Source organism: Microbacterium sp. NPDC008134 (assembly GCF_042957055.1).
In the GTDB taxonomy this organism is placed as follows: Bacteria; Actinomycetota; Actinomycetes; order Actinomycetales; family Microbacteriaceae; genus Microbacterium.
Window position 1 is genome coordinate 1 of sequence record NZ_JBIBHO010000004.1, and the last position, 23,543, is coordinate 23,543.

The window sequence follows — 23,543 nt, forward strand, 5'->3', positions numbered from 1 at the left end:
TTACATTCCGAACCCGGAAGCTAAGCCTCACAGCGCCGATGGTACTGCAGGGGGGACCCTGTGGGAGAGTAGGACACCGCCGGACTTCTTTTAAGATAAAGAGCCACCCAATGTTGGGTGGCTCTTTGTCGTTAACGAGCGCAATCGTCGACGCGCATCGTCGTTCACACAAGCGTGCGGACGCACAGCCGCTGATCGTTAGGTGTGCTCGGGAAGGCGCAGCGTGACGACGGTCCCCGAACCCTCGGCAGATCGGATCGACACGTCGCCGCCGTGACGGCGCAGAATCGTTGCCACGAGCGTGAGGCCGATGCCCGAGCCGCTCACATCGCGCGCGTTCTGTGCGCGGGCGAGCTCGTCGAACACCGACGGAAGGTCGGCCGCGGGAACACCGCGTCCTGAGTCCGCGACCTCGAGCACGACCCATCCACTGTCTTCGCGCAGCCGCACCTCGATGGGGCCCGAGGTCGAGTACTTCACGGCATTGCCGAGCACGTTGTCGATGGCCAACGACAACAGATCCAAGTCGGCGTCGAGCTGCGGCACGGGCCACGGCACACGCGTCACGACGAAAACGATGCGCGCTCGCGTATGCGGATGCTGCTGAGCGATCGCTTCGATGGCCTCGGTGACGAGTGCCTCGACGTCGACCGGCTCGCGCTCCAGCGGCCGCGTCTCGAGCTCTGCGAGCTTGCGCAGATCACGCACGAGCCCGCTGAGCTTCTGCGTCTGGTGATCGATCGTGTGCCAGGCATCCGCGGGTTCGTCCGACGGTGGGCGCGTCGCATCAATCGCGTTCGTGTCGGCGAGTGCAGCGCTCTGCGCGGCGACCGCGGTGGCGCGGATCGCCGTGAGCGGGTTCTTCAGCTCGTGATCGAGGCGTGCCAGGAATCGTCGGTGGTTCTCGCGCTCGTGCTGCGCTGCGGCGTCGACGGCCGCGGCGAGGGTGGCGGCCTGCGCGTCTGCGGCCTGGGAGTCCCGCCGACGGCGGCGGCGCCGGGAGAGGAAGGCCACGGCCGGCACGGCGGACAGCAGAAGCCCGGCGGCGAACACGGCACCCGGCAACGCGATCTCGATGGCGAGGACACGCTGGTCATCGGCGAGCAGCAGTGCGCCAGCCGTGAGCGAGCACAGGGCGACGGGTGCGATCGTCGTGACGCCCAGGGCGGCGCCCGCACGATCGGCGACGCGTCGGGGCGCGGGTCCGGATGTCTGCGCGGTCATGCGGCTGTCACCTTCGCTCCGAACATGTAGCCCATGCCCTGCACGGTGTCGATGAACGGCTGGTCGGCGGCGCCCTCGCCGAGCTCACGCCGCAGTTCGGCGATGCGATGGTCGACAGCGCGACTCGACGATGCGAAGTCGAACCCCCACAGCGTCGCGAGCAGATGATCGCGCGAGTGCACCTCCTGCGGATGCAGCAGGAAGAACTCGAGCAGCGTGAACGCCTTCGGGGTGAGGGTGAGTTCGGTGTCGCCCCTCCACGCCCGTCGCGCCGTGCGATCGAGCGTGAGGTCGCGGGCACGCAGCCGCTGCGCCGAGCGGAGCGAACCGACGCCCTGCGCCGTGCGACGCAGCACCGCCCGGATGCGCGAGATCAGCTCGTGCGGGTCGAACGGCTTGTTGAGATAGTCGTCGGCTCCCTCGTCGAGCGCGGCACTGCGCTCCCACGACTCGCCCACCTGGGTGAGCAGGATGATCGGAAGCCACAGTTGCCGCGATCGCACGCGGCGCACGAACTCGCGTCCGTCGATGTGCGGCATCAGGACATCGCACACGATGAGGTCGGGCACGTCACGCTCGACCTCGATCAACCCGGCGCGGCCGTCGTCGGCGACGCGCACGTCGAAGCCGCTGCGGCCGAGGAACGCCGCGAGCGCCCCCGTGATCGCCTCGTCGTCATCGACCAGGAGGATGCGGGGGCGCGCGGAGACGGTCACGGTCAGCCGTGCCGGAGGGTGTTCGCGGTTCCCCGGTCGGCGACGGTAGGGGTCGTGCCCGTCCAGTAGACGATGCTCGCGCTGCCGGTGACGGTGAGGCTCCCGACGCCCTCGGCGAAGACGACCGTTCCCGACCCGGAGAGGGTGAGATTCTCGACGTCATCGGCGATCACGACGCCGGCGTCGATGTCGATCACCAGATCTGCGCACGCGCCCTCGACGCGGATGACGGCGCCGTCCTGATTCAGCGTCTCGGATGGGCACGTCAGGGTGATGGTCGCCTCGGCGAGCATCCGCTCGCGGTCAGCCGCGTTCTCCGGCGTGAGACCCGAACCGCCGGGCGTCGAACCCTGGTCCGCCCCGCCGTCATCGGTGGCGGCATCCGCGGCATCCTCGGCATCCGATGCGCCGGCCTGCGGGGCATCCGTCTCTGCGGACGTCTGCTGCGGAGCCGGGACCCGATCGTCGGCGGCATCGGAGCGATCCACGATCGCGGCCGAGCATCCACTCAGGGCGCCGACGAGAACGGTGCTGGCGAGGACGATGCCGGCGAGAGCGGTGCGGAGCTCTCGGGCGGTCGCACGAAGAGGGCGTCGCGTGGTGCGCATGGTGTCCATCCTGTCGTAGGGGAGTGGCGGTCGAGACCAGCGGTCAGAGCGCGGCGGGGATGAAGATCTCGACGCGGCGGTTGAGCTGGCGGCCGGCCGGGTTGTCGACACCGTCGATCTCGTTCGCGGCCACGGGGCGACTCTCGCCGTATCCCTCGGCGGTGAAGCGTGTTGCGACACCGCGATCCTCGAGCCCGTCGACGACAGCATCCGCTCGATCCTCGGAAAGCCGCTGGTTGTACGCGTCGTCCCCGATCGCATCGGTATGCCCCGAGACGACGGCATCGCCGACGCCGAGCGTCGTGAGCACCTCGGCGACCGCGTCGAGCGTCGACGAGGCGTCGGCGCGGATGTCGCTGCGGTCGAAGTCGAACAGCACGCCGTCATCGAAGGTCAGGGTAGTGCCGCACGACTCGAGAGGGGCCAGAGCGCCGAGCGGTGGGAAGACCCCGAGCCGCGGTACCTCGGGGAGCGGGTCGGCCTTCACGTCCTCGCCGTTGACCTTCGCGGTGCCGTCGCCCCAGTTCTGGATCGTGAGGTCGCCGTCGCTGTAGTTGCCGGAGCCGTCGCCGAAGTTCTGGATCGTGACGCCCTGGCCCTCGAAGTCGCCGGAGCCGTCGCCGAAGTTCTGGATGGTGACGTCGCCGTCGGTGTAATTCCCCGATCCGTCGCCGAAGATCTGCACGGTCTTCGAGGCATCGGTGTAGTTACCCGATCCGTCGCCGAAGTTCTGGATCGTGACGACACCGTCGGAGTAGTTGCCGGAGCCGTCGCCGAAGTTCTGGATCGTCACGCCGTTGATCGTCGAGGTGCCAGAGCCGTCGCCGTAGTTCTGCACCGATCCATCGGGCCCGGTGAAGGTGCCGGAGCCGTCGCCGTACAGGTAGGCGCTGCCGGTGCCCGAGGTGACCTCGCCCGAGGCGTCGCAGTGCGCGGGCGTCGCGGTGACGCCGGGGATGTCGGCGAGGGCGGTGTTCATCTCGATCGTGAAGGCCGAGGCCGAGGTGTCGAGGAGAGAGAGGTCGGGCAGCACGAAGAGCGGCACCGGCGGGAACTGCCCCACGTCGTAGCCGGGCACGGTGTCGGCGCTCGAAGCGGCGGTCGCGGTCGGGGTCGAGGCAGGGCGGGGAGTGGCCGATCCGGCGGGTGCGGCCGACGGTTGCGGAGCGCATCCGGCCAGTGCGCCGCCGGTGAGAGCGAGCGCGGCGACGAGCCCTGCGGTGAGAGTGGAGCGCCGAGCGGTGGTGCGTGCGGTGGTCATGGAACGAGCGTATCGAGCGGATGTGGCGGGGCTGTCGCTGCGATGTCGCAGTTCTGAGACATCTCAGCGGGCGAGGCGCGCCTCCAGCACGGAGGCGGTCGAGCGCACGGCATCCGCCAGGTCGCCCTCGGTCACGGCGTCGCCCGCCCAGGTGACGGCCACAGCGGCGACCGGCCAGCCGTTGCGGTCGCGTACGGCCGCGCCGACCGATCGGAGCCCGTCGGCGACCTCGCTGTCCTCGGTCGCATAGCCGCGGGCCCGCACCTCGCGCAGCACCTCGCGCAGGGCCGACGGCGTGCGCGGCCCGACACCCGTGCGATCCGTGAACGACGAGGCGCTCGGGTACAGCGCCCGCACCTGTTCGCGGGGGAGTGCGGCGAGCATCGCCCGGCCGCTCGCGGTGAGGTGGGCGGGTAACCGCACCCCGACGTCGGTGATGAGCGCCGGGCGTCGGGGTGCGCGCTCCTCGACGATGTAGAGCACGTCGCCGCCGCTCATCACCGCGAGGTGCGCGCTCTCGCCGAGGCGGTCGGACAGCGCGGCCACGAGCGGGCGCCCCAGCCGGGCGAGCGGCTGCTGCCGCGCGTATCCGCCCGCGAGCTCGAAGGCCGAGGTGCCCAGACTCCACCGGCGGTCCTCGCGCAGGTGCAGCACGAATCCGTGCGCGGCGAGCGTCGCGAGCAGGTGGTAGACGGTCGAGCGCGGCAGGTCGAGCTCGCGGGCGATCGCGGATGCCGCCACCGGGGCGGGGCGCCCGGCCAGGTAGCTGAGGATGCGCAGGGTGTGCTCGGCAGCCGGCACCTGTGCGGGCAGCGCCGGGCGTGACACGGGTGTGCCCGCAGCGGCATCCGAACTGTCTGGGATCACAGACACAGCATCGCATGATCGGCTGTCGCGGACGAGCCCACGGGTGTGGAATCGAGACATGAGTGAACTCACCCCCGTGCTCGTCGGCGCCGCCCCGCTGGCGCCCGCCGATGTCGTCGCCGTGGCGCGCCACGGCGCCCCCGTGGTGATCGCCCCCGAGGCGCTGGCCCGCGTCGCCGAGACCCGTGCCGTGATCGACGGCCTGGCCGCCGACCCGCATCCGCACTACGGCGTCTCGACCGGGTTCGGCGCCCTCGCCACCACATTCATCGCCCCCGATCGTCGCCTGCAGCTGCAGGCCAGCCTGATTCGCTCGCACGCCGCGGGCACGGGAGCCGAGGTCGAGGCCGAGGTCGTGCGCGGGCTGCAGCTGCTCCGCCTGCAGACCCTCGCCTCCGGTCGCACCGGCGTGCGCCCGGTCGTGGTCGAGACCTACGCCGCGCTGCTCAACGCGGGGATCGTCCCGGTCGTGCGCGAGTACGGCTCGCTCGGCTGCTCGGGCGACCTCGCGCCGCTCGCCCACATCGCGCTCGCGGCGATGGGCGAGGGCGAGGTGCGCACCGCCGACGGAGCGCTCGTCGCGGCATCCGATGCCCTGCGCTCCGCCGGGATCACCCCGGTGACCCTCGTCGAGAAGGAGGGCCTCGCCCTCATCAACGGCACCGACGGGATGCTCGGGATGCTGGTGCTCGCGCTCCACGACCTCGACGAGCTGCTGCTCACCGCTGACATCGCCGCCGCCATGTCGATCGAGTCGCAGCTCGGGACGGATGCCGTCTTCGCCGCCGACCTCATGGCGCTGCGCCCGCAGGCGGGCCAGGGCGTCTCCGCGGCGAACCTGCGCGCGTTCCTCGGGGACTCGCCGATCGTGCACAGCCACAAGGGGCCGGAGGACGGACGTGTGCAGGACGCGTACTCGCTGCGCTGCTCGCCGCAGGTGCACGGCGCCGCGCGCGACACGGCCGGATACGCGGCGACGATCGCCGGCCGCGAGCTCGCCAGCGTCATCGACAACCCGGTGATCACGGTCGACGGGCGGATCGAGTCGAACGGCAACTTCCACGGGGCTCCGGTCGCTGCCGTGCTCGACTTCCTCGCGATCTCGGTCGCCGATGTGGCCTCCGTATCGGAGCGTCGCACCGACCGGGCGCTCGACCCCGCGCGCAACCACGGTCTGCCGCCCTTCCTCGCCGACGAGGTCGGCGTGGATTCCGGCCTCATGATCGCGCAGTACGCCGCGGCCGGCATCGTGTCGGAGCTCAAGCGCCTCGCCGTCCCGGCATCCGTCGACTCGATCCCGTCGTCCGCGATGCAGGAGGACCATGTGTCGATGGGGTGGGCGGCCGCCCGCAAGCTGCGCCGCGCGATCGACGGTCTCGGTCGCGTGCTCGCGATCGAGATCCTCACCGGCGCCCGCGCGCTCGACCTGCGTGCGCCGCTGCAGGCAGGGCCCGCCACCGGAGCCGTGCGCGACCTCGTGCGCACGGTCGCCGCGGGTCCCGGACCCGACCGTTTCCTCTCTCCCGATATGGAGGCCGTGACCGCCCTGGTGCAGTCCGGCGCCGTCGGCCGCATTGCGAAGGAGCACGCGAATGACTGACCAGAAGCCGACCCTCACCGACACCACGCGGACCGTGCGCGCCGCGCGCGGGAATCAGCGCACGGCCAAGAGCTGGGGCGCCGAGGCCGCCAAGCGGATGCTGATGAACAACCTCGACCCGGAGGTGGCGGAACATCCCGAGAGCCTCGTCGTCTACGGCGGCACCGGACGTGCGGCGCGCAGCTGGGAGGCGTACGACGCGATCGTCCGCACCCTCGACGAACTCGAGCCCGACGAGACGCTGCTGGTGCAGTCGGGCAAGCCGGTGGGCGTCTTCCGCACGCACGAGTGGGCGCCGCGGGTGCTCATCGCCAACTCGAACCTCGTGGGCGACTGGGCGACGTGGCCCGAGTTCCGCCGGCTCGAAGAACTCGGCCTGCTCATGTACGGGCAGATGACGGCGGGCTCGTGGATCTACATCGGCACGCAGGGGATCCTGCAGGGCACCTACGAGACCTTCGCCGCCGTCGCCCGCTCGCTCGGGCGCGACTCGCTGCGCGGCACCCTGACTCTCACCGGCGGGGCCGGCGGCATGGGCGGGGCGCAGCCGCTCGCGGTCACCATGAACGACGGGGCCGTGCTGATCGTCGACGTCGACGAGTCGCGCCTCGCCCGCCGGGTCGAGCACGGCTACCTCGACGAGTACACGACCGACCTCGATGCGGCCGTCGCCCGCGCGCTGGCCGCGAAGGAGGCCGGGGAGGCGCTCTCGGTGGGTGTCGTCGGCAACGCCGCCGAGGTGTTCCCGGAGCTGCTGCGGCGGGGCGTGGCGATCGACATCGTCACCGATCAGACGAGTGCGCACGACCCGCTCGCGTACCTGCCGATCGGCGTTTCCGTCGCCGACTGGAAGTCCGAGGCGGAGCGTGATCCCGAGGAGTTCACCCGGCGATCCCGGGAGTCGATGGCGGCGCACGTCGCTGCGATGGTCGCCTTCCAGGATGCCGGGGCCGCGGTGTTCGATTACGGCAACTCGATCCGCCGCGAGGCGGAGCTCGGCGGCTTCGACCGGGCGTTCGCGTTCCCCGGTTTCGTGCCGGCATACATCCGCCCGCAGTTCGAGGAGGGGCGCGGGCCGTTCCGGTGGGCCGCGCTCTCGGGCGACCCCGGGGACATCGCCAAGACCGATCGGGCGATCGCCGAGCTGTTCCCCGAGGACGCCGCGCTGCACCGCTGGCTGGAGAAGGCCGGCGAGAAGGTGCACTTCGAGGGACTGCCCGCCCGCATCTGCTGGCTCGGATACAAGGAGCGCCACCTCGCGGGCCTCAAGTTCAACGAGATGGTGGCGTCGGGCGAGCTGACGGCTCCGATCGTGATCGGACGCGACCACCTCGATTCGGGTTCCGTGGCGTCGCCGTACCGCGAGACCGAGGCGATGAAGGACGGCTCGGACGCGATCGCCGACTGGCCCCTGCTCAATGCGCTGCTCAACACGTCCTCGGGCGCCTCGTGGGTGTCGCTGCACCACGGCGGCGGCGTCGGCATCGGCAGATCCTTGCACGCGGGACAGGTCACGGTCGCGGACGGCAGCGAGCTCGCGGCGCAGAAGCTCGAGCGCGTGCTCACGAACGATCCGGGTACCGGCGTGATGCGGCACGTGGATGCCGGGTACGAACACGCCCGCGAGGTGGCGCGCGAGCGCGGCCTGAACATTCCGATGCTCTGAGCGCGCTTCCGGATACGAAAGGCTGACGGCATGACGATCCTGGTCACGAACATCGGCGAGCTCACGACGAACGTTGAAGGCGGTGGGGGCCCTTCGACAGGCTCAGGGACCCAGACAAGCTCAGGGGCCCATGCCGTCGCAAGGACCCATGCGGGGTCAGGCACTATGCACGATGCGGCCGTGCTGATCGATGCCGGGCGAATCGCGTGGGTGGGGACGGCGGCGGATGCTCCCGACGCCGATGAGGTCGTGGATGCCGCAGGTCGGGCGGTGATCCCCGGATTCGTCGACAGCCACAGTCACCTGGTCTTCGGCGGTGATCGGGCCGTCGAGTTCGAGGAGCGGATGGCCGGACGCAAGTACGCGGCCGGCGGCATCCGCTCGACCGTCGCCGCCACGCGCGCCGCGACAGAGGACGAGCTGCGTGCGCGGGTGCGTGGGTTCCTCGATGAGATGCTCGCCCAGGGCACGACGACCGTCGAGATCAAGAGCGGTTACGGGCTGAGCGTCGCCGACGAGGAACGCCTCGTCCGTCTCGCCGCCGAGGTGACACCCGAGGTGACGTTCCTCGGTGCGCACGTCGTGCCGGCCGAGTATGCCGATCGCGGGGACGAGTACGTCGACCTGGTCACCGGGCCGATGCTCGACGCCTGCGCGCCGCACGCGAGATGGATCGACGTGTTCTGCGAGACCGGCGCCTTCACCGTCGCGCAGTCGCGGCGCGTGCTCGAAGCCGGGATCGCGCGGGGGCTGGCCCCGCGCGTGCATGCCAGCCAGCTCGGACCGGGCGAGGGCGTCGCGCTCGCGGTGGAGCTGGGTGCGGCATCCGTCGACCACGGCACGTACCTGACCGATGACGATGTCGCGCTGCTTGCGGCATCCGACACCGTGCTCACGCTGCTGCCTGGTGTGGAGTTCTCGACCCGCCAGCCGTACCCCGATGCGCGACGGCTGATCGACGCGGGCGTCACGGTCGCGCTCGCCTGCGACACCAACCCGGGGTCGAGCTTCACGTCGTCGATACCGTTCTGCATCGCGGTCGCCGTGCGCGACATGGGCATGACCCCGGCCGAGGCCGTGTGGGCGGCGACGGCCGGCGGCGCCCGCGCGCTGCGCCGCGACGACATCGGGATCATCGCTCCGGGAGCACGTGCCGACCTCGTGCTGCTGGATGCGCCGACCCGCATCCACCTCGCCTACCGGCCCGGCGTTCCGCTCGTCGCGCGGGTCTGGAAGGACGGCGTCGCCGTCTGACGGTTGTGGTCTGAGGGGTGCCGTCAGGTGCTCAGTCCGGCGATGATCCGGGCCAAGCCGTAGTCGAAGGCCTGGTCGACGTCGCCGCCGAGACGGAAGGCTCCCGACAGTTCCATCTGCAGGAAGCCCGTCGCCCAGGCGGTGAACAGGCGTGCAGCGTCGAGGGCGTCCGTCTCGCCGACGAGAGCGGCGCAGGCACGCAACACGGATGCCGAGGAGCGGTGCAGCGCAGCCTCCGGAGTCGCCGGCGAGAACAGGAGGCGGAACGCCTCGGGGTGCTCGTGGGCGAAGGCTCGGTAGGCGACGGCCAGCGCGGCGAGATCCTCGCCGACCGCATCGAGACGCGAGGTCAGTTCGTCGACGGATGCCTCGGACACGGCGGAGAGCAGGGCGTCGCGATCGCGTACGCGCTTGTAGAGGGAAGGCGCGCGCACGCCGACGCGCAGCGCGACGGCCTGCATCGTGAGACCCGCCGGCCCCGCCTCCTCGAGGATTGCGCGACCGGCCGCGATGATCGCCTCGGTCGAGGTGCGTTCGGGTGCCGGCATGGTCGCCTCCTGGGGCCGTCGTCGATGGCTATTGACAATAGCCATGATAGCTACGTATCGTAGCCTTCGCAATCGGATCGCCGGTCGCACGTCCAGAAAGGACCCGCCATGCTCCTCGCTCCTCATCTCCACCGCCTCGGTAACGACATCGTCGCGTCCTACCTGATCGAGACGGATGCGGGCATCACCCTCATCGACGCTGGCATGCCCGGCCACTGGCGCGACCTGCAGCGCACGCTCGCCAAGATCGGCCGGCCCGTCTCCGACATCCGCGGCGTCGTGCTCACCCACGGCGACAGCGACCACATCGGATTCGCCGAGCGGCTGCGGCGAGAGGCGGGAGTGCCCGTCTTCATCCACTCCGCCGATGCCCACCGCGTGCGCACGGGCGAAAAGCCGAAGACGCCGATGGGGTCTGCGAAGCTCGGACCGATGCTGTCGTTCCTCGGCTACGGCATCCGCAAGCGTGCGCTGCGCACCCCGCAGGTCGCCGAGGTGCACGAGATCGCCGACGGCGATGTGCTCGACCTGCCCGGCTCGCCCGTGGTGATCGGCATGCCGGGGCACTCGCCGGGCAGCATCGCCGTGCACGTTCCGGTCGTCGATGCCGTCTTCGTCGGCGACGCGCTCGCCACCCGACACGTGCTCACCGGAAAGGTCGGTGCTCAGCCCGCCCCGTTCACGGATGAGCCGACGGAAGCGCTCGCCTCCCTCGGCCGGCTCGCCGGGGTGGAGGCGTCCTGGGTGCTTCCCGGGCACGGGGCACCCTGGCGCGGCTCACCGGCCGACATCGCGACTGCGGTGCGGGCATCCGCCTGAGGGCGCTGCCCGGGGCTCAGCGTCCGGCGAGTACCGCCGCCGTGTCGCTGATCGTGATCTGCGGCGGGTAGAGGCCCATCACCTGGATTGCCGCTGCGTGGTTCTCGGAGGTGGAGCCCGCGCAGGCGTCGGCGGCCACGGTGACGTGCGCCCCGGCATCCGCGGCGGCGAGTGCCGTCGAGATCACGCAGCAGTCCGTCGAGACGCCGGCGAGCACGATGCGAGCGCCGCGTCCGACGATCCGCTCGATCTCGGCGCCCCACTTGCCGAACGTCGGCAGGTCGAGCGTCGGCAGCGGCGACAGGGCGGATGCCTCGGGCACGAGTGCGAACAGCGGATCGGTCGCGGGCTGATCGGCGAACGGCCAGGCGGCGAAGTAGTCGCCCCACGAGGTCGAGCGGTCGGCCGTCGGCATCCACCGCGTCACGAGCACGCGCTCGCCGAAGGACTCCGCCAGCGCCCGGATGCGGGGCATCGCCTCGGTGAAGAACGGCGACCCCCACGCGGAGTCGGGCGCCGCGAAGATCGCCTGCGGGTCGATCACGACCAACCAGGGCTGCTCGGCGATGCTCACGCCTCCTGCCGCCGGATCCTGCCCGCGCGGGCGAAGTACGTCACCAGGAACGAGAGCACGAGGGCGAAGAAGACGCCGAGGTTCGCGTAGGCCCACTCGCCCTCCTTGCCGCCGATGAGGAACAGCAGGTAGCCCTGCCAGTTGTTCCACGCGGCGTCCTCGGCGAAGTTGTTCACGACGAGTCCCCAGCCGATCACGCTCGTGACGACCATGGTGCCGATCGAGGTCCAGTCCCACGCGCCGTATCGTCCGTTCGCATCGAACAGCGCCTGCTCGTCGTAGTCCGTGCGGCGACGCAGGATGTCGGCGATGAGGATGCCCGCCCACGCGGCGAGCGGAACGCCGAGCGTGATGAGGAAGCTCTGGAACGGGCCGAGGAAGTCGGTCGCGAAGAACACGACGAAGATGGTGCCCGCGGTCAGGATCGCCCCGTCGATCGCGGCGGCAGAGGGTCGGGGGATGCGGATGCCGAGGCTGAGCAGCGTGAGGCCCGAGGAGTAGATGCCGAGCACCGCGCCCGAGACGAGGGCCAGGACGGCGGTGAGGAGGAAGGGCACGAGCACCCAGACCGGGAGGATCGTCGCGAGCGCACCGATCGGGTCGTTCTGGACGGCCAAGAGCAGTTCGTCGTTCGAGCCCGCGAGCAGCAGACCGAACACGACCAGGATCACGGGGGCCACCGAGCCGCCGATCGTGTTCCACGCGACGATCGCCCCGTCGGATGCCGTGCGCTTCTGGTAGCGCGACCAGTCGGCGGCGATGTTGATCCAGCCGAGTCCGAAACCGGTCATCACCATGACGAGGGCGCCGATGACCTGCCCGATTCCGCCGTCCGGGCGGGCGAGCACGGCTTCGAGGTCGATGCTCGGGGCGGCCAGGATGACGTACAGCACGGTGACGGCGCCCGTGAGCCAGGTGAGGACCGACTGCATCTTCATGATGGCGTGGTAGCCGAGCACCGAGGCGCCCACGATGAGCGCCGCGACGATGACGGTCGCCGTGATCTTGAGCGCGATGCTGTCGCCGTCGCCGCCCAGCTGCGTGATCACGGTGGCCGTCGCGAGCACGGCCATGATGGCGAGGAACGTCTCCCAGCCGATCGACGTCAGCCACGACACGATTCCGGGAACCTTCTGCCCGTGAACTCCGAACGCGGCGCGCGAGAGGACCATGGTCGGCGCCGACCCGCGCTTGCCGGCGATCGCGATCAACCCGCAGAGCAGGAACGACACCACGATGCCGATGATCGAGACGATCGTCGCCTGCCAGAAGGAGATGCCGAAACCGAGCACGAACGACCCGTACGACATTCCGAACACCGACACGTTCGCCGCGAACCACGGCCAGAACAGGTCGCGCGGCTTCGCGGTGCGCTCGGACTCGGGGATGATCTCGATGCCGGCGCGCTCGATGAGGCCGGGCGGGTTCTGCGTCATCCCCTCATCCTGGCACCGTGCGCCGACATCGGGGCGAATACGACGAACCGACCGTGTCAGGAGCGGAAGAACGCCTCAGCGGTGCGGGTGAGATCGTGGAGGTCGGAGACACCGGCGAGCTCGCGTGCGGAGTGCATCGACAGGATCGGGATGCCGACGTCGACCGTGCGGATGCCGAGGCGGGTCGCCGTGATCGGTCCGATCGTCGAGCCGCAGGGCACGCCGTTGTTCGACACGAACTCCTGCGTGGTGACGCCGGCCCGCTCGCACCAGGAGTGCCAGGCGGCGGCGCCGACGGCATCCGTCGCATAGCGCTGGTTCGCGTTGATCTTGAGGATCGGACCCGACCCGAGAACGGGCTGCACGACGGGGTCGTGCTTGCCGACGTAGTTCGGGTGCACCGAGTGACCCACGTCGCTCGACAGGCACCACGACGACGCGAAGGCGCGGCGGCGCTCCGTGGCATCCGCCCCCAGCCCGTCGGAGATGCGCCCGAGGATGTCTTCGAGGAAGGGTCCGGCGGCGCCGGAGCGCGAGTTCGAGCCGAGCTCCTCGTGGTCGAAGGCCGCGAGCACGGCGATCGGGCCGCCCGCCGCCGTGTCGTGCGCGGCGAGGGCCACGACGCCCGCGTGCACCGAGGCGAGGTCGTCGAGGCGGCCGGAGGCGAAGAACGCGTCGTCCTTGCCGAACACGGCGCCTCGGGCGGTGTCGGCGATCACGACGTCGTAGCCGCGGATGTCTGCGGCGTCGACACCGGCGGATGCCGCGAGCTCGCCCAGCACATCGGCTTCGGTCGGGTCGCCCAGGCCCCAGACAGGTTGCGTCTCGACCTGCTTGTCGAGTGCGAGGCCGCTGTTCGCGGTGCGGTCGAGGTGGATCGCCAACTGCGGCAACCGGAGGAGCGCGCCGGTGTCGGCGAGCACGATGCGGCCGTCGCGGAGGGCGAGGCGGCCGGCGAGGCGAAGCTCGCGGTCGAGCCAGGAGTTCAGCAGCGGGCCACCGTAGACCTCGACGGCGGCCTGCAGCCAGCCGCGGGTGCCGGTGGTCGGCTGCGGCTTCAGCTTGAACCCGGGGGAGTCGGTGTGCGCCCCGAAGACGTGCACGGGTGTGGTCGGTGCGGCGTCCGTCGGCACCACCCAGGCGATCGCCGCGCCGTCGCGCACCACGACGAAGCGGCCGCCGGGCTGTGCGGGCCAGGCGTCCTCTTCATTCAGGCGAGTGAAGCCCGCGCCTTCGAGGCGTCGGGCGACCTCGGCCGCAGCGTGATAGCTCGAGGGGGATGCGGCGACGAAGTCGACGAGGTCCTCGGCGTGGGCGAGGGCGACCGGAGTGACGGGCATGGAGGGCCTTCCTGCAGACGGGCGTCCTTCGAGCGTACCCGCGGATGTGGTTGCGCTGCCGCGCGCGCCGGCTCCTGAGCGGGCAGGGCGAGACGAAGGACCGTGCGCGGCCGGTCGCATCATCGGCATCGATGTCGGAGCCGCCCCGTAGCCTGGACGCATGCTCGCTCGCACAGCCCTCGAGGTCGCCGACTGGCGCCGCCGCGTCTTCTCTCTCTACGCCGCCGTCCGCGACGCCGATTCGCCGGAAGACGCCCACGAACTCTGGCGTATCGAGCGCGACGACCTCATGCTGCATCACCCCGCCACGGCGCTGCTGCCCGAGGACCGCGTGATGTTCGAGGGGCTGCCGATCGCCTCATACGACCCTCAGTGGCGGTTCGAACTGCCGATCCTCGAGGCCGAGCCGGGCGGGTTCGATTTCGCGACCGGCACCGACGGCATCGTGCCGTTCGAACGCATCGGCCGGGTCGAGGTGCCGGATGTCGGCTCGCTCGACGTCTGGCGGCTGACCACGTACGGCGGCGGACTGTTCATCCCGGTGCGCGACGGGCTCGCCGGAAAGCCCGGCGGCACCTACGGCGGCGGACGCTACCTCGTCGACACGATCAAGGGCGCGGATCTGGGGTCGGATGCCGCGGGCGGCACGATCGTTCTCGACTTCAACTTCGCCTACAACCCGTCATGCGCCTACGACCCGGCGTGGGCGTGCCCGCTCGCCCAGCCCGGCAACGTCCTCCCCGTCGCGGTGCCGGTGGGGGAGATGTACGCGGGCTGAGCCTGTCGAAGCGTCCCGCCCCCGCCGATCGGCCGCGACTCACTTCCTCCCGAGCCGCGGCACCAGCGCCGGCGTGCGGTCGCGGTAGGCGACGTAGTCGGCGCGGTCGCCCCACTTCTTCTGGGCACGCGCCTCCAACAGTGGGATGCCGCTCACCCGCGTGAGCAGCAGGATCACGAACAGCGGCGAGAGCACGGCGACCCACTGCCACCCGGTGAGCACGGGCGCGGCGGTGACGAAGACGCCGACCCAGATCACGATCTCGCCGAAGTAGTTGGGGTGGCGCGAGCGCGACCACAGCCCGGTGCGGATGAACTCGTCGCGATTGCGCGGGTCCTTCCGGAACGCCGACTTCTGCGCATCGGCGACGACCTCGATCACCATGCCGAGCGCCCACACGACGATCCCGACGATGCTCAGCCATCCGAGCGTCGGACGGGCCGCGGCATCCGTGCTGATCGCGATCCACGCGGCCGCTGCGGTCAGCGACACCCATGCGCCCTGGATCACCCAGACCTGCAGGAAACGCAGCGGCGAGCCCTTGATCTCGTCGAACCGGCCGTCCGATCCGGCCTTGTGCACGCGCACGGCGAGGAACGAGCCCAGGCGCGCGGCCCACAGCATCACCATCGCCGCGAGGATCCAGCTGCGCGCATCGGGCATCGGCGTCAGCAGCACGAGCGCGGCCGAGATGATGAAGAACGTGGCGCTGCCGGTGAGGTCGAAGAACCGCTCGGTGCGCAGGAGGAACGCGGGGATGAAGGCGAGGATCTGGATGGCGAACGCCGCCGCGACCGCGAGCGCGAACAGCGGGATGCCGCCGAGCGATGCGCCGTTCTGGCTGCCGGCGAAAGCGACGAGCGCTCCGATGACGAGCGCAGCGACGATCGCGATGAGCGAGGTGCGGGAGGAGCGGGTGTTCGTGGGCGTCGGCGACGACATGGGGTGCTTTCCGTTTCTCAGAGGTAGAGGTCGTTGACGGTGCCGGCCGCGCGGTCGAGCACGACGTTCCGCTTGAGCTTCATGGTGGGGGTGACGAGCTCGCGGTCGTCGAGGTCGGCGAGCACGACGCTGAACCGGCGCACCTGCTCGCTGTGCGCGACGAGCGCGTTGGCGGCGTCGACGGCGTGCTGCAGACGGGAGTGCAGGGCGGGTTCGGCGACGGCGCGGATGTCGGTGTGGGGGCCGTCAGGGAGGACGATGCTTTCGGCGGATGCCCAGGCCCGCGTCTGCTCAGGATCGAGGATCAGCAGCGCCGACAGGTAGGGCTTCCCCTCGCCGACCATCACGGCGTGCGAGACGAGCGGGTCGGATTCGACCGAGCTCTCCCAGCGGGTCGGCACGATCGTCTTGCCGTTCGAGGTGACGATCACGTCCTTCAACCGGCCCTCGAGGATCAACCGGCCCTGGTCGTCGAGCCGCCCGAGGTCGCCGGTGCGGAAGAAGCCGTCGACGAAGGCATCCGCGTTGTGCGCCGGGTCGCGGTACCCGTCGAACACGCCGACTCCGCGGGCGAGCACTTCGCCGTCGTCGCTGATGCGCACGATGAGACCGGGGAGGGGCGGGCCGACGGTGCCCGACGAGATGAGGCCAGGCAGGTTGCCGGTGAGGGGCGCCGTCGTCTCGGTGAGCCCGTAGCCCTCGATGACGGGCACGCCGAGGCCGCGGAAGAACAGCGACAGCTCGGGGTCGAGCGCCGCGCCGCCGGAGAGGATGTACCCGACGCGGCCGCCCATCACACTGCGCAGGCGGCGGTAGAAGAGCGCGTCGAAGAAGCGATGGCGCAAGGTGAGCCCGAGTGCTGTCGCGCGGGTGCGTCCGTTCTCGCTCCGCTCCGCCCGGCGACCCCAGGCGGTGGCGGTCGATACCGCCGCGGCCCACACGCGCGCGAGACCCTTGTCGGATGCCTTCGCCGCCGCAGCCGCCTGGATCTTCTCGAGCACCCGCGGCACGACGACGAGGAACGTCGGGCGCAGGGTGTCGAGGGTCGAGACGACCGTCGAGGGGTCGGACAGGTGTGCGATGCGCATGCCGCTCGCCAGGCAGATCAGCTGGAGTCCTCGCGCCAGCACATGGGCGAGCGGCAGGAAGATCACGGTGTTGCCGTTCTCGTTCACGATCTCGCGGTACGCGGCTGCGATGTTGAGCACCTGACCGAGGAAGTTGCGGTGCGTGAGCACGACGCCCTTCGGGGTGCCGGTCGTTCCGGAGGTGTAGACGATCGTCGCAGGGTCGTCCTGTGTGGCGGATGCTCGGCGGGCCTCGAGCTCGTCGTCGGTGACGTCGGCCCCGAGGACGACCAGGTCGGTGAGGGTTCCGGATGCCGCGGCTCCGGGCACGTCGGCGTGCGGGGTCGCGGCATCCATCGTCCACGTGCCGAGCGCGGGCTCGGCGGACTGCGCCAGTGCCGCCTGCAGGAGCTCGGCGTGCGCCGTGCCGCCGGCGATCGCCAGGCGTACGCCGGCGTCGGCGACGATCGCGTTCACCTGCGACGGCGACGACGTGTCGTAGATCGGCACCACGACGGCACCGGCGAACCAGGCTGCGAGGTCGGCGACCGCCCACTCGTAACGCGTCGGCGCCATGATCGCGATCGGATCACCGGCGCGGATGCCGCGGGCGATGAATCCCTTCGCGAGGGCCCGCGCCTCCGCTGCGAACGCACGGGTCGTGACGGGGTGCCAGGCGCCGGCCCGCTCGACCTCGAAGGCGACGTGGTCGGGCGACGATTCTTCGCGTCGGGTCAACAGGTCGGTCACGTTGCGGTAGTCCTCGAGGCTGGCGAGGGCGGGTGTCGACGACTCGATCATGGGGAGGTCCTCTCGTCGTGCGGGCGCGCTGAATCACCCGTCTGCACCTGTTCGGAGCGGGTGGGGATTCGGATGGGAGGGAGATCCCCGGAGCGTCCGTGTGCGTCGATGGAGGTGTCGTTTCTCGGCGGGCCGGGTCGCAGTCTATCGCCCGCGGTTCGCGACGCCTCGGTTGTGCGCGAGGATCGCGATGAGGGATGCTGCGGGCGCGACGATCATCAGTGCGAAGCTCCAGGCCCCGATCGTCGACGTCAGCATCACTGCGCCGAGCACGAAGAGGGCGGCTCCGAGCGTGCGGAGTGCGAGCGTTCCGCGGGGAGCGATGGCGGGAGGGCCGTAGAAGGGGACGGGAGTGTTGGCATTCGCGCGCAGCGTCAGCTGCAGTGCCGTGAGGAACATAGCCGCTCCGGCGATGGTCAGAATCCAGCCGAACGCTCCCATCCGCCCAGTCAAACACATTCAGGCGAATGAGCCGGACGGCTGGCATCCCCGCGGAGGATGGGGTGAGATGTGGAGGGGCTGACGGGAATCGAACCCGCGCTGTCTGCTTGGGAAGCAGAAGTTCTACCATTGAACTACAGCCCCGCACCCCGCATCCTCGCGGAACGGGGTGACGCCAGCCTACCCGGCCGGGCCGACAAGGCCAAAGCGCGCCCCCGGCGAAAGGCCGGGGGCGCGATCGGGCGTCAGCCTGCGATGGATCGGACGATCAGAAGGATGCCTTGATCTGCGCTCCGGTCGCCCAGCTCTTCGACACCGTAATCTTCACCTTGCCCTTGTAGCCGAACAGGGAGCAGGTCTTCCCGGCCCCGTTCACGGTGATCGTTCCCGAGCAGAACACGTTGCCGCTGGCCGTGCTCATCGTGAATTTCTGCGAGCTCGTGGCCATATGCGAGCCCATCACGCGGAACGACACGGTGCTCTGCTTCGCTGTCACCGTGGTCGAACAGCTGAGGCCGTCGTATCCACAGGTCTTGTACGACACCGCCGCATTCGCCGCCTGCGGCACCGCCACCGTTCCGCCCGCCACCACGAGGGCGGCCAACGCCAGCGCTACCAGTCGGTTCTTCTTCGTCTTCATCGACATGTTTGTTCTCCGGTCATCATTCATTGATGGATGACGCACCCGGGGGAGTGCGTCATCAGTCCAGACGATCGAGTTTCCGGATTCGGTCGTTGCATGCGGGCATACTTCGTGGACGCGAACCGAGCGGCAACTAGGCTGGTGCCCGTGCTTCTCAGTGATCGCGACATCAGGGCAGACCTCGCTTCCGGAAAGATCGGGCTCACCCCGCACGACCCGGCGATGGTGCAGCCGTCGAGCGTCGACGTGCGGCTCGATCGGTACTTCCGGCTGTTCGACAACCACAAGTACCCCTTCATCGATCCCTCGGTCGATCAGCCCGAGCTCACGCGTCTGATCGAGGTCGACCCCGACGAGCCGTTCATCCTGCACCCCGGAGAGTTCGCGCTCGGCGCGACTTTCGAGCAGGTCTCGCTCGCCGACGACGTCGCCGCTCGCCTCGAGGGCAAGTCCTCGCTCGGACGCCTCGGCCTCATCACCCACTCCACCGCCGGATTCATCGACCCGGGCTTCACCGGACACGTCACGCTCGAACTCGCCAACGTCGCGACGCTCCCCATCAAGCTGTGGCCGGGCATGAAGATCGGCCAGCTCTGCTTCTTCCGCCTGACGTCGCCCGCCGAGAACCCCTACGGCTCCGGCCCCTACGGCAACCGGTACCAGGGACAGCGCGGGCCCACAGCATCCCGTTCCTTCCAGAACTTCCACCGCACAGACGTCGGCGTCACCGACGTCGGAGCCCTCGGAGGCTGACATGACCAGCGACAGCACCACCCCGTCCGAGCCCGAGAAGCGCGAGGAGGACGTGGCGGATGCCGTCGTCCCGCCGCCTCCCGTCTTCGACGATGCCGCGGCGGCTGCGGTCGTGCCGCCGCCACCCGTCTTCGACGACAACCGGGCCGACGTGGTCGTGCCGCCGCCGCCCTCGTTCGACGGGCCGCTGACCGGTTCGGTCCCCGGAGCGGGGGATTCGGCACCCGCCCCTCTGCGTCGGCGCCCGCTCCCGCCGGTCGCCGTGCCCGAGCCCGGACCCTTGGCGCCGGAACCCGACCCGGCTTTCGTGGCGCCCGAGGTGCCGGCCTCCGGCGGATATCGGGGCTGGACCGTCGCGATCTTCAGCTTCCTCGTGCTGCTGTTGGCCGGGGCGATCGCGCTCGTGATCTATCTCGCGACGAGCACGACGCTGAACTTCCCGAGCTTCGATTCGGCCTCGTCTGACGACGGATCGAGCACGGTCTCCACCTCGTCGCCGGTGGCCGACGCCGACGACCTGGTCGATCCGGACGACCTGCCGGGGGTCGGCGTCGTCGCGGGCCAGCCCTGCAGCGACTTCTGCGGCCAGGTCGCCACGGCGGTCGGTGCGCGCGTCGTCGGGCAGGACGGTGACGTCGACTGGCGCATCGCCGAACCGTGGATATCTGAGGAGATCGCACAGCAGGGCGTGCGCGAGCGTACGGTCGGCGCGTATTCGTCGTCGGTCGGCACTCTGGAATTCACAGTGTGGAGCTTCGACGACGACGCGACGGCGCTGACGGGTTTCGAGGCGCAGAACCTCGACCGCGGAGAGCCGACCGAGAGCGACACCGTCTACGCCGACGGCAGGGGACAGCAGAACACGTACGTCGACGCCGCGGGTATGACGATCATCTGGGTCGTGGCCGATGAGGACGGGCATCCGTGGGTGCTACAGGTGGTCGGTCCCGACGACGACGCCGTGCACCAGTTCTACCTCGCGCTGCCGATCTGATCGCGGCGCTCGGCGTTCATAACTCCGGAGAAACGCGCCGCGAAGACGTCGGAACCCGGATTGTGAGGCGTTCGGCGGGCGGTCTTCCGGAGTTGTGAACGCGAGGCGTGGCACTCACTCACGACGGATGCCGTGGGATCGGGGCCAGATCGGTGATTGCGGTGGTTTCGGGTGCGGTCTGTCCTGAGTTCGGGACAGACGCAAACACATGAAGGAGGGGCGGACGCCGAAGCATCCGCCCCTCCTTCATGGGGTATCTCGGGTCAGGCGTCGCGTCCGCGACTGAAGCCGGCGTCGAAGCCGCGCTCGTAGGCGTTCTGCGCCATGCGGGCGACGCGGTGCGAGCCGTGGCCACGCTGTCCGTGGCGCTCGCCGTGAGCGTGCTCGCCGTGGTTGCGACCGTGGCCGTGCTCGTGGTGACCGCAGTCCGGTCCGAAGGCGCGACCGTGACCGGGGCCGAAGGCGCGCTCGCCGTCGGCATCCGGGCCGAAGTCGTGCCCCGGGCCGAAACCGTGACCGGGTCCGTACGCGTGATCGGGGCCGAAGCCGCGCCCGTGACCGAAGCCGTGCCGCGGTCCCGCGTGCTTTGCGAAGCGTCCGCGCGGGCCGAAGCCGTGGCGGCGCGAGCGGGGCAGAGGGGTCTCCTCGTCCCAGCCGAACGCGCGGGCGATCTTCTCGAGTGAGGCGAGGGTGGTGGTGAGCTCGTCCTCGGAAACGGCTTCGGTGACCTTCGCGCGGATACCGTCGACGATCGCGCCGAGGCGCTCCTTCGCAGCGCGTCCCTCGTCGGTGAGCGCCCAGCCGTCGCCGTCGGCGACGACCCAACCGCGCTCGATGAAGCGGTGCAGCTTGTGCTCGTTCAGGGGGCGTCGGGCCGGCATCGTGCCGTCGACGACGTTGAGGAGCCGCCAGTCGCGGCGGCCGACCTCGTCGCCCTCGCGCTCGAAGGCGGAGGCGAACTCGGCCGCCATCAGGCGGTCGACGGCCTTCAACCAGTAGCCGAAGGGGCGGGTGGTGTTCTCGGGGTTCTGTTCAGAGGTGTTCATGGGATGCGTCCTTTTGCATGTCAGGGTGCACGTGTATGTCACTGTGCATGTACATGTAGTGTGACATGTGATGTGAATGCATGTCAAGTCGCATGTAAAATCGAGGGGTGAGCACCGAAGAGACCGACCCCGCCGAAGCGATCGCCCAGGCGCTGTCCCGCCTGCGCGGACGCCGACCGGGAGATCGCGGCGAACGCGGAGGCCCCCACGGCCACGGGCACGGCGGCCCGCACGGCTGGCACGGCGGCCCCCACGGTGGCGACCACGGCGGACCCTTCGGGTACGGGCAGCCGGGCATGCCGCCGTGGATGGGTGATCCGTCGGGCCGGATCGGCGGTCCCGCGCGCATGCGGATGCTCGAAGCTCTGGCCGCGGCATCCGCACCGCTCAGCGTGAGCGAACTCGGCGCGGCCATCGGCGTCGACCAGCCGCGCGCCTCACGGCTGGTGCAGCAGGGTGTCGCCCACGGATTCCTGCGCCGCGAGGCCGACCCCGACGACGCACGCCGCACGCGCATCGCGCTCACCGACGAGGGGCGCAGTTTCGCCCGTGGCCTGCGGGGTGAGCGGCGTCAGATGCTCAGCGGCGCCCTCGCCGCCTTCAGCGACGAGGAGCGCACCGAGCTCGCGCGCCTCCTCACGAAGCTCGCCGACAACTGGCAACGCTGACCCCTTCGTCTTTCGAATCGCTCACTTTGCCGTCTCGGACGCCTGCCGACGACGAAGTGCGCTACTCGAAAGCCGGGAAGAGGGCGACTCAGCGCGGAGCCTTCACCGGGAGCAGCAGCAGGAAGCCGATGATCAGCACGATCACGATGCCCAGGATGCCGAACGCCGTCTGCGCCGTGAGCACGATGAGGAGCGTCCAGGCGCCCGAGGCCATCCAGCTCGCCGCCCGGCCGGTCGTCGCGTAGAGACCGAAGATCTCGCCCTCGCGCCCGGCCGGCGTGACCCGGGCGAGGAACGAACGGGCCGCCGCCTGCGCCGGTCCGACGAACGCGCAGAGGATGAGCCCGCCGATCCAGAACACCATCGCCCCGCCGTCGCGCAGCAGGAAGACCGCGAGCCCGGCGACGACCATCGACCCGATCGACACGAGGATGATGCGCTTGGGGCCGACCCGGTCGTCGAGGCGCCCGGCGAGGATCGTCGAGACGCCGGCGATGAGGTTCGCGGCGATGCCGAAGATGATGATGTCGTCGGTCTCGAAACGGAAGACCGCGGTGCCGATGATCGCCCCGAACGCGAACACTCCGCCGAGGCCGTCGCGGAAGACCGCACTCGAGAGCAGGTACCAGAACGTCGGACGCGTCTCGGGGTCGCGGTAGAGGCCGGCGACGTCCTTCACCAGCACCGCGTACGAGCGGAAGAACCCGACTTTGCGGTCGGGGCGGCCGAGCGAGGGCTCCGGCACGTTGAGGAAGATCGGGATGCTGAACACGATCGCCCACACCGCGCAGCCGACGGCGATCAGGCGGTAGACGAGGCCGTTGTCGGTCGGCATCCCGAACCAGTCGACGGCGTTGAGCGCGACGACGATCGCGAGGGCGATGATGCCGCCGAGGTATCCGAAGCCCCAGCCGAGGCCCGAGATGCGGCCGACGTTCTTCGCGTTGGCGATGCCGATCAGCATCGCGTTGGAGTTGACCGCCGCGATCTCCTGGAACACCGTCGCCGCCGAGATCAGCGCGACACCCAGCCAGAACAGGCTCGGCACGGGCTCGACGAACCACAGTCCGAGCATGCACAGGATCAGCGCGCCGGTGCCGAGGCCGAGCCACAGCTTCTGGCGCCCCGCGGCATCCGCGCGCTGGCCCAGCACGGGCGCGAGCAGCAGGATGCCGAACGCCGCGATCGTCGACCCGAGGCCGAGACCCGACGTCAGGTCGGCCTCGGCCGCGAGACGCGTCGGGTCGTTCTCGTCGAGCGCTGCGATGTCGGCGGGCAGGAATCCCTCGCCGACGAGGTAGAGCGCGGTGAAGACGAAGGTCAGGATGACGGTGTTGAAGGGCTGCGTCGCCCAGTCCCACAGTGCCCACGAGAAGACCTGCTTCTTGGGAGCGGGAGTCTCGCCGCGCAGGTCGAGGCCGATCACGGCGACGGCGCCGCTGTTCGCCGTGGCGACCGGCTCGGGGACGCCGGGCTGAGGTTCGGGTGCGCTCATGT

General features: G+C 70.2%; 23 protein-coding genes, 1 tRNA gene and 1 rRNA gene. 9 read left to right on the forward strand and 16 right to left on the reverse strand.

What is annotated here, in order from left to right; genetic code table 11:
• Positions 1-85 (forward strand): 5S ribosomal RNA (gene rrf / locus ACFY9N_RS15445); the annotation flags it as partial.
• A gap of 113 nt (positions 86-198) precedes the next feature.
• Here rrf and ACFY9N_RS15450 read toward each other — a convergent pair.
• The 5 genes from ACFY9N_RS15450 to ACFY9N_RS15470 all read right to left on the reverse strand — a co-directional run bounded on the left by ACFY9N_RS15450 (position 199) and on the right by ACFY9N_RS15470 (position 4,682).
• Entirely contained in the window at positions 199-1,224 is a 1,026-nt protein-coding gene (locus ACFY9N_RS15450; protein WP_391479695.1) for a sensor histidine kinase, read from the reverse strand.
• Entirely contained in the window at positions 1,221-1,940 is a 720-nt protein-coding gene (locus ACFY9N_RS15455; RefSeq protein WP_391479696.1) for a response regulator transcription factor, read from the reverse strand. Before ACFY9N_RS15455 ends, ACFY9N_RS15450 begins: the two co-directional genes overlap by 4 nt.
• 2 nt (positions 1,941-1,942) lie before the next feature.
• Entirely contained in the window at positions 1,943-2,548 is a 606-nt protein-coding gene (locus ACFY9N_RS15460; protein WP_391479697.1) for a DUF3060 domain-containing protein, read from the reverse strand.
• Between the two features lie 43 nt (positions 2,549-2,591).
• Positions 2,592-3,809, reverse strand: coding sequence for an OmpA family protein (locus tag ACFY9N_RS15465; RefSeq protein ID WP_391479698.1), 1,218 nt, complete (start codon positions 3,807-3,809; stop codon positions 2,592-2,594).
• Positions 3,810-3,872: 63 nt separating this feature from the next.
• On the reverse strand, positions 3,873-4,682 hold the full coding sequence (locus ACFY9N_RS15470; protein WP_391479699.1) for an IclR family transcriptional regulator: 810 nt from the start codon (positions 4,680-4,682) through the stop codon (positions 3,873-3,875).
• 52 nt (positions 4,683-4,734) lie between these two features.
• Between ACFY9N_RS15470 and hutH the strand changes: the two genes are divergently transcribed.
• Genes hutH through hutI form a run of 3 tightly spaced genes read left to right on the forward strand, consistent with a single transcriptional unit; the run spans position 4,735 to position 9,196 of the window.
• Positions 4,735-6,276, forward strand: a complete 1,542-nt coding sequence (hutH, locus tag ACFY9N_RS15475) for a histidine ammonia-lyase (RefSeq protein WP_391479700.1) — start codon at positions 4,735-4,737, stop codon at positions 6,274-6,276.
• Positions 6,269-7,942, forward strand: a complete 1,674-nt coding sequence (gene hutU, locus ACFY9N_RS15480; protein ID WP_391479701.1) for a urocanate hydratase — start codon at positions 6,269-6,271, stop codon at positions 7,940-7,942. Before hutH ends, hutU begins: the two co-directional genes overlap by 8 nt.
• A gap of 30 nt (positions 7,943-7,972) precedes the next feature.
• The gene (hutI, locus tag ACFY9N_RS15485) at positions 7,973-9,196 is read left to right on the forward strand and encodes an imidazolonepropionase (RefSeq protein WP_391479702.1); all 1,224 of its coding nucleotides are present in this window, start codon (positions 7,973-7,975) and stop codon (positions 9,194-9,196) included.
• Between the two features lie 23 nt (positions 9,197-9,219).
• On the opposite strand, the gene ACFY9N_RS15490 is transcribed toward hutI, so the two are convergent.
• Entirely contained in the window at positions 9,220-9,744 is a 525-nt protein-coding gene (locus ACFY9N_RS15490) for a TetR/AcrR family transcriptional regulator (RefSeq protein ID WP_391479703.1), read from the reverse strand.
• Positions 9,745-9,852: 108 nt separating this feature from the next.
• On the opposite strand from ACFY9N_RS15490, the gene ACFY9N_RS15495 reads away from it, so the two are divergent.
• Complete coding sequence (locus ACFY9N_RS15495) at positions 9,853-10,563, forward strand: MBL fold metallo-hydrolase (RefSeq protein WP_391479704.1); 711 nt, start codon at positions 9,853-9,855, stop codon at positions 10,561-10,563.
• Between the two features lie 16 nt (positions 10,564-10,579).
• On the opposite strand, the gene ACFY9N_RS15500 is transcribed toward ACFY9N_RS15495, so the two are convergent.
• Genes ACFY9N_RS15500 through ACFY9N_RS15510 form a run of 3 tightly spaced genes read right to left on the reverse strand, consistent with a single transcriptional unit; the run spans position 10,580 to position 13,913 of the window.
• A complete protein-coding gene (locus ACFY9N_RS15500; RefSeq protein WP_391479705.1) occupies positions 10,580-11,137 on the reverse strand; it encodes a cysteine hydrolase family protein in 558 nt (185 codons plus the stop codon).
• On the reverse strand, positions 11,134-12,573 hold the full coding sequence (locus tag ACFY9N_RS15505) for a purine-cytosine permease family protein (RefSeq protein ID WP_391479706.1): 1,440 nt from the start codon (positions 12,571-12,573) through the stop codon (positions 11,134-11,136). Before ACFY9N_RS15505 ends, ACFY9N_RS15500 begins: the two co-directional genes overlap by 4 nt.
• Before the next feature lie 56 nt (positions 12,574-12,629).
• Positions 12,630-13,913 (reverse strand): M18 family aminopeptidase, encoded by a 1,284-nt coding sequence (locus ACFY9N_RS15510; protein WP_391479707.1) that lies wholly within the window; start codon positions 13,911-13,913, stop codon positions 12,630-12,632.
• 160 nt (positions 13,914-14,073) lie between these two features.
• On the opposite strand from ACFY9N_RS15510, the gene ACFY9N_RS15515 reads away from it, so the two are divergent.
• Positions 14,074-14,691, forward strand: coding sequence for a DUF1684 domain-containing protein (locus ACFY9N_RS15515; RefSeq protein WP_391479708.1), 618 nt, complete (start codon positions 14,074-14,076; stop codon positions 14,689-14,691).
• Positions 14,692-14,730: 39 nt separating this feature from the next.
• On the opposite strand, the gene ACFY9N_RS15520 is transcribed toward ACFY9N_RS15515, so the two are convergent.
• The 5 genes from ACFY9N_RS15520 to ACFY9N_RS15540 form a co-directional block, all read right to left on the reverse strand.
• The gene (locus tag ACFY9N_RS15520) at positions 14,731-15,633 is read right to left on the reverse strand and encodes a DUF1295 domain-containing protein (protein ID WP_391479710.1); all 903 of its coding nucleotides are present in this window, start codon (positions 15,631-15,633) and stop codon (positions 14,731-14,733) included.
• A 17-nt stretch (positions 15,634-15,650) separates the two neighbouring features.
• Positions 15,651-17,501: an AMP-dependent synthetase/ligase gene (locus ACFY9N_RS15525; protein WP_391479711.1), complete on the reverse strand. Its 1,851-nt coding sequence runs from the start codon at positions 17,499-17,501 to the stop codon at positions 15,651-15,653.
• A 144-nt stretch (positions 17,502-17,645) separates the two neighbouring features.
• The gene (locus ACFY9N_RS15530; protein WP_391479713.1) at positions 17,646-17,942 is read right to left on the reverse strand and encodes a hypothetical protein; all 297 of its coding nucleotides are present in this window, start codon (positions 17,940-17,942) and stop codon (positions 17,646-17,648) included.
• Positions 17,943-18,012: 70 nt separating this feature from the next.
• Positions 18,013-18,086 (reverse strand) — tRNA-Gly (locus ACFY9N_RS15535).
• A gap of 124 nt (positions 18,087-18,210) precedes the next feature.
• Positions 18,211-18,582, reverse strand: a complete 372-nt coding sequence (locus tag ACFY9N_RS15540; protein WP_391479714.1) for a hypothetical protein — start codon at positions 18,580-18,582, stop codon at positions 18,211-18,213.
• A 150-nt stretch (positions 18,583-18,732) separates the two neighbouring features.
• On the opposite strand from ACFY9N_RS15540, the gene dcd reads away from it, so the two are divergent.
• A complete protein-coding gene (dcd, locus tag ACFY9N_RS15545) occupies positions 18,733-19,338 on the forward strand; it encodes a dCTP deaminase (RefSeq protein WP_391479715.1) in 606 nt (201 codons plus the stop codon).
• 1 nt (position 19,339) lies between these two features.
• Entirely contained in the window at positions 19,340-20,332 is a 993-nt protein-coding gene (locus ACFY9N_RS15550; RefSeq protein WP_391479716.1) for a hypothetical protein, read from the forward strand.
• Between the two features lie 263 nt (positions 20,333-20,595).
• Here the strand turns inward: ACFY9N_RS15550 and ACFY9N_RS15555 are convergent, their stop codons facing one another.
• Positions 20,596-21,378: a hypothetical protein gene (locus tag ACFY9N_RS15555; protein ID WP_391479718.1), complete on the reverse strand. Its 783-nt coding sequence runs from the start codon at positions 21,376-21,378 to the stop codon at positions 20,596-20,598.
• A 107-nt stretch (positions 21,379-21,485) separates the two neighbouring features.
• On the opposite strand from ACFY9N_RS15555, the gene ACFY9N_RS15560 reads away from it, so the two are divergent.
• Positions 21,486-22,046 carry a MarR family winged helix-turn-helix transcriptional regulator gene (locus tag ACFY9N_RS15560; protein ID WP_391479719.1) on the forward strand — a complete coding sequence of 187 codons (561 nt, stop codon included), beginning with the start codon at positions 21,486-21,488 and terminating at the stop codon, positions 22,044-22,046.
• 88 nt (positions 22,047-22,134) lie between these two features.
• Here ACFY9N_RS15560 and ACFY9N_RS15565 read toward each other — a convergent pair whose 3' ends face one another.
• Positions 22,135-23,541 (reverse strand): MFS transporter, encoded by a 1,407-nt coding sequence (locus ACFY9N_RS15565; RefSeq protein ID WP_391479721.1) that lies wholly within the window; start codon positions 23,539-23,541, stop codon positions 22,135-22,137.
• Positions 23,542-23,543: the final 2 nt, after the last annotated feature.